The organism is Kitasatospora sp. MBT66, assembly GCF_000710405.2.
Taxonomy (GTDB): domain Bacteria; phylum Actinomycetota; class Actinomycetes; order Streptomycetales; family Streptomycetaceae; genus Kitasatospora; species Kitasatospora purpeofusca.
On the sequence record NZ_JAIY01000006.1, the window covers coordinates 867,956 to 873,703 of the forward strand.

Here is a 5,748-nt window from a genome sequence, read left to right on the forward strand (position 1 = left end):
CCTCGCCCGGCTCCGCTGAGCGGAGTCCCAGGTCGGCGGCCCCGGCACCCCGTCCCACCGGCGGGGTGCCGGGGCGCGTTCGCTTGCGGGGAGGTGTCGTCCGGGCGCCACGCGCAAGACCCTCGCATAAGCAGCGGATAACAGTTCGGTAGGCATTTCGTGATCAACAATGACTGTTTGTAGCGAATCAGCGTCGCTCAGCGCCAGAAGACCACAGTTTTGCTCCAAGTTGTCGGCGAATGTCCTAAATTGCACCGCACACAGCGCCCACCAGCAGCTGTTTGTCCCCCATCCCTGCACGTGCTGAAATTCCAGCTACCCCTGGATCCCGTACGGCTGTCGCTCCGCTCCCCGGAGCGCGCGGCCACCGGGGGTAGCGCTGGATTGATCCATGGCCGCCTGTCGGCCGAGAGGTAGTTGTCGAGTGAGGCGTAAGCAGCAGGTCGCCCCGCAGCGGCGCTCCGAGCCCCGCCAGAGCGAGCCGAACGGCACGGCACCGGAACCCGGCGGGTTCTCGGCGTTCACCCCGACCGAGGAGCGGCCCCAAGCCGCCCCGGCACCGCAGCCGCCCGGCACCGGGAAGGACCGCCCCACGGGCGCCCCGGTCCTCGGGTCCGGCAGCGGCCAGGGCACGGACGGCGCCGGGCCGAAGAGCAGCCGGTACGACTTCGTGCGGCCGCGCAACTGGCGCGTGCCGGCCCGTCTGATCGCGATTCTGCTGATCCCGGTCATCATCGCCCTGGTCTTCGGTGGCCTGCGCGTCAACACCTCGATCGACGGCTTCGTCAAGGCCGACCGCGCCCAGCGCACCGCGGCCCTCGCCAAGGCCGCCACCGAGCTCTCCGAGGCACTGGAGAGCGAGCGCGACAAGACGCTCATACCCCTGATCACCAAGCAGGACCCGAACAACGACGTCACCAAGGCGCGCTCGACCACCGACGCCGCCCTCAAGTCGTACAACGCGGCCTACGAGGCGAGCGACAAGTCCGGCGAGCTCCCCCGGCGCCACGACGCGTTCCAGCAGATGGTCGTCTTCCTGCCCCAGCTGCGCGCCACCGCCTACAGCGACACGCTGTTCGCCTCCGCGACCGTCAGCGCCTACTCGGTGATGTTCGCCCCGCTGCTCGCCTACGACAACTCGGTCGGCCTCGGCTCCAGCAACCTCACCAGCAAGGGCCGCTCGATCTACGCGATGTCGCTGGCCAAGGCCTCCGCCTCGACCCAGCGCGCCCTCATGCTGCAGCTCCTGGTCGGCATCGCCGCCCAGAAGACCACGCGCTACGAGAACGTCGACCTCATCCAGCAGCTGCTGGTCGCCCAGCGCCTGGAGCAGACCGCGCTCTCCGAGTTCAACACCGGCAGCGCCCCCGAGGACGCCAAGAAGTACGCCGACGCCCAGGTCGCCCAGGCCAACGCCGACCAGCGGACCGCGTACCGGATGCCCAACGGCAGCGCCCCGACCATGGGCGGCCTGCTCAACATCGGTGCCGCCTACACCCAGGCCGCCGCCAACGGGCAGTCCCAGGGCCGCGAGGTGGCCGACCGGGCGTACAAGGAGGCCAAGGACGCCGGCCTCACCCCGGAGAACTGGAACCAGGCCGCCAACACCCACATCTCCAGCCTCCGCGCCACCGAGGTCGTGCTGCTGGACGACGTGCTCGCGGACGCCGCCGACCTGCGCGACAACGCGCGCTTCGACGCCATCCTCAACTCGCTGATCGTCATCGTCGCGCTGGTCCTCGCCGGTGTGCTCACCGGCTACGTGGCCCGCTCGATGATCCTCGGCATGCGCACCCTGCGCAGCGCCGCGCTCGACATCGCCGACCACCGTCTGCCCGAGCTGGTCGAGAAGCTCTCCAAGACCGACCCGGAGCGGGTGGACACCAACGTCGTCCCGATCCCGCTGTACGGCAAGGACGAGATCGGCGAGGTCGCCCGGGCCTTCGACCAGGTCCACCGGCAGGCGGTCGCGCTCGCGGCCGAGCAGGCCCTGCTGCGAGGCAACGTCAACGCGATCTTCACCAACCTGTCGCGCCGCAGCCAGAGCCTCATCCAGCGCCAGCTGGCGCTGATCACGGACCTGGAGAACAACGAGGCCGACCCGGACCAGCTGGAGAACCTCTTCAAGCTGGACCACCTCGCGACCCGAATGCGCCGCAACGGTGAGAACCTGCTCGTCCTCGCGGGCGAGGAAGCCGGCCGCCGCTGGAACACCCCGGTCCCGCTGGTCGACGTCCTGCGCGCCGCCGCCTCCGAGGTGGAGCAGTACGAGCGCGTCGAGCTCTCCGGCATCCCCGAGGCCGAGGTCGTCGGCGCCGCCGTGACCGACCTCGTCCACCTGCTCGCCGAGCTGCTGGAGAACGCCACCACCTTCTCCAGCCCGCAGACCCGGGTGCTGGTCAACGCGACCCGCCTGCCCGACGGCCGGGTGCTGGTCGAGATCCACGACAAGGGCATCGGCCTCACCGCCGAGGACTTCGCGGAGATCAACGAGAAGCTGGCCGAGCCGCCCACGGTGGACGCCACCATCTCGCGCCGCATGGGCCTGTTCGTGGTCGGCCGGCTGTCCCAGCGGCACGACGTCCGCGTCCAGCTCCGCCCCTCCGGCGAGTCCGCGGGCACCACCTCGCTGGTCATGCTGCCGCCGTTCCTGACCCAGATGGCCGCGGCGCCGGAGCCCGAGGAGCAGTTCACCGTCTCCCGGATCTTCGCCGACCAGGAGCCCGCCGCCGAGTGGGCCCCCGACCGGGACCAGGCCCGCAGCGCCGCCGAACTCGGCTTCGACGACCACCTCACCGGCCACAACGGCACCGGTTCCAGCGGCTTCAGCCCGGCCCTGGAGGCCGTCCAGCGCTCCCAGCGCCTGGACCAGGTCCGCCGCGCCGCGCTGGAGTCCGGCCCGGAGGGCGACCGGCAGGTGCTGGACGCCGAGGTCGAGGACGAGTACCCGGCGTACGGCCGTCGCAACGACGAGGACTACGGCCAGGACGCGCAGTACCCGCAGCAGGGCTACGAGCAGTCCGGCTACGCCGACGACCAGTACGGCTACCAGCAGGACGAGTACGGCCAGGACGCCGGGTACCAGCAGGACGGATACGGCCAGCAGGACGGATACGGCCAGCAGGACGGTTACGGCCAGCAGGACGGCTACGCCCAGTACCCGCAGCAGGGCTACGACCAGTACGGCCGGCCGGACGAGTACGGCCAGGGCGACGGCTACGACCGCTCCGGCTACGCCGGCGAGAGCTACGCCGAGGAGGCCCCGGCGGGCCACCCGTACGCCCCGGAGCAGCCGGCCCTCCCGGCCGCCGCCGACAACGGCTCGGCCACCCTGCCGTCCGGGCTGCCGCAGCGCCGCCCCGGCCAGCAGCTGGCCGGCGGCGGGTTCCCGTCCGGCCCGCAGGAGAGCGGCGAGACGCCCAACTGGTTCGCCGGCGCCAAGGACACCTCGTCCGGTCCGGCCGAGCCCCGCGGCAGCCACGACGTGTCCGCCCTCGGCGGCTACGGGCCCACCGGCCCGACCGCGGCCGGCGGCCAGACCTGGCAGTCGCCCAACGACGGCGACTGGCAGCGGGCGGAGAAGCTCCGCGAGCCCTCCTCCAGCGGCACCACCCAGGCCGGCCTGCCCCGGCGCGTGCCCAAGCAGAACCTGGTGCCGGGCAACGCCCAGCCCACCCCGCAGGACGGTCCGCAGGTGTCCCGCGCGCCCGAGGAGGTCCGCGGCCGTCTCACCAACCTGCGCCGCGGCGTCGAGCAGGGCCGCAGCGCCGGCAGTACCGGAAGCTTCCGGATCGACCCCGATCAGGTAGACCCGTCCGGCAACGGACAGCAGAATCGCAGCACCGATCTCTTCGGCGGCTCGAACCACCAGGAGCGTTGAGTTGAGTCAGATGAGCCAGGCCGCACAGAACCTGAACTGGCTGATCACCAATTTCGTGGACAACACCCCTGGGGTGTCGCACACGGTGGTGGTCTCCGCGGACGGCCTCCTGCTGTGCATGTCGGAGGGTTTCCCTCGCGACCGCGCAGACCAGCTCGCCGCCGTCGCCTCCGGCCTCACCTCCCTCACGACCGGCGCCAGCCGGATCTTCGAGGGCGGCGAGGTCAACCAGACCGTGGTCGAGATGGAACGGGGCTTCCTCTTCCTGATGGCCGTCAGCGACGGCTCCGCCCTCGCCGTCCTGGCCGCCCCCGATTCGGACATCGGCCTGGTCGGCTACGAGATGGCCCTCCTCGTCGACCGCGCCGGCGCGGTCCTCACCCCCGCGCTCCGCGCTGAACTCCAGGGCAGTCTCCTGCACTGACGGTTCGTCGGATACCGTCCAGGTATTCGAAGCACCTCCACGCCCGTCCCGGGCCCGCTTCGGCGGGCTCGGGTTCGGACGTTGTACGGCCTTCGCACCACTGGCTCAGGACTCGTGCCCGAGCTCGCACCGCACCGCCGCACCTTGTGAGGAGAGGAACCGTGACACCGCCCGACGACCGCAGCGGCCAGTACGGCGTTCCGTACCCTGGCACGGGCCACGACGCCTTCGGAACACCCGGCGTCGTCGGCCACGGTCAGCAGTACGGCCAGCCGCTCCCCGGCCAGCAGCAGCAAAGCCAGCAGCAGGGCCAGCAGCACGGCCGTCCCTACGGACAGCCGGCCTACGGCCAGCCGTACCCGCCGGGGCAGTACGACCAGTACACCCAGCCCCAGCCCTCGTACGACGCTCCTCCGGCCGGGTATCCGGGCGGGGCGGGCGGGCAGCAGTCCGGTCACCTCCGCGGTCGCGGACCGGCTGCCGGGCAGCCGTCCGGGCAGCAGCCCGGCGGACCGTCCCGGTCCGGGTACGACGACTACGAGGACGAGCCGGACAGCGGCCCGCTGATCCGCCCGTTCGCGATGACCGGCGGACGGACCCGGCCCCGGTACGAGCTCGCCCTGGAGGCGCTCGTCTCCGCCGACGTGGATCCGCAGCGACTGTCCACCCTGCTGCCGGAGCACCAGCGGATCTGCACCCTGTGCACCGAGGTGAAGTCCGTGGCCGAGGTCTCGGCGCTGCTCTCCCTTCCCCTGGGAGTGGCGCGGATCCTCGTGGCCGACCTGGCCGAGGCCGGCCTGGTCGCCATCCACCAGCCCGCTTCCGGCGGCGAAACCGGAAACCAGCCCGACGTCACGCTGCTCGAAAGGGTCCTCAGTGGACTTCGCAAGCTCTAACGCGGCCGCCCCCACCCGCGCCACCACCTCCGCGAAGATCGTCGTCGCAGGCGGCTTCGGCGTCGGCAAGACCACGCTCGTCGGCGCCGTCTCCGAGATCAACCCCCTGCGCACCGAAGCCGTCATGACCAGCGCCTCCGCCGGCATCGACGACCTCAGCCACGTCTCCGGCAAGACGACCACCACCGTCGCCATGGACTTCGGCCGCATCACCCTCGACGAGGACCTCATCCTCTACCTGTTCGGCACCCCCGGACAGGACCGCTTCTGGTTCATGTGGGACGACCTCGTCCGCGGAGCCATCGGCGCCGTCGTCCTCGTCGACACCCGCCGCCTCGCCGACTGCTTCCCCGCCCTCGACTACTTCGAGAACAGCGGACTCCCCTTCGTCGTCGCCCTCAACGGCTTCGACGGACACCAGCCCCACACCCCCGACGAAGTCCGCGAAGCACTCCAGCTCAGCACCGAAACCCCCGTCATCACCCTCGACGCCCGACGACGCGACAGCGCCAAGAGCGCCCTCATCACCCTCGTCGAACACGCCCTCC

4 protein-coding genes are annotated in these 5,748 nt (G+C 71.3%); all 4 read left to right on the forward strand.

Going from position 1 to position 5,748, the window contains the following annotated elements; genetic code table 11:
* The first annotated feature begins 424 nt into the window (after positions 1–424).
* Positions 425–3,880 (forward strand): nitrate- and nitrite sensing domain-containing protein, encoded by a 3,456-nt coding sequence (locus BI06_RS16355; protein WP_051741114.1) that lies wholly within the window; start codon positions 425–427, stop codon positions 3,878–3,880.
* A gap of 10 nt (positions 3,881–3,890) precedes the next feature.
* Positions 3,891–4,304, forward strand: a complete 414-nt coding sequence (locus BI06_RS16360; RefSeq protein WP_043468791.1) for a roadblock/LC7 domain-containing protein — start codon at positions 3,891–3,893, stop codon at positions 4,302–4,304.
* A 161-nt stretch (positions 4,305–4,465) separates the two neighbouring features.
* Complete coding sequence (locus BI06_RS46380) at positions 4,466–5,200, forward strand: DUF742 domain-containing protein (protein WP_078880774.1); 735 nt, start codon at positions 4,466–4,468, stop codon at positions 5,198–5,200.
* On the forward strand, positions 5,181–5,748 hold a 568-nt coding region (locus BI06_RS16370), incomplete at its 3' end, for an ATP/GTP-binding protein (RefSeq protein ID WP_043468793.1). The genes BI06_RS46380 and BI06_RS16370, both read left to right, overlap by 20 nt.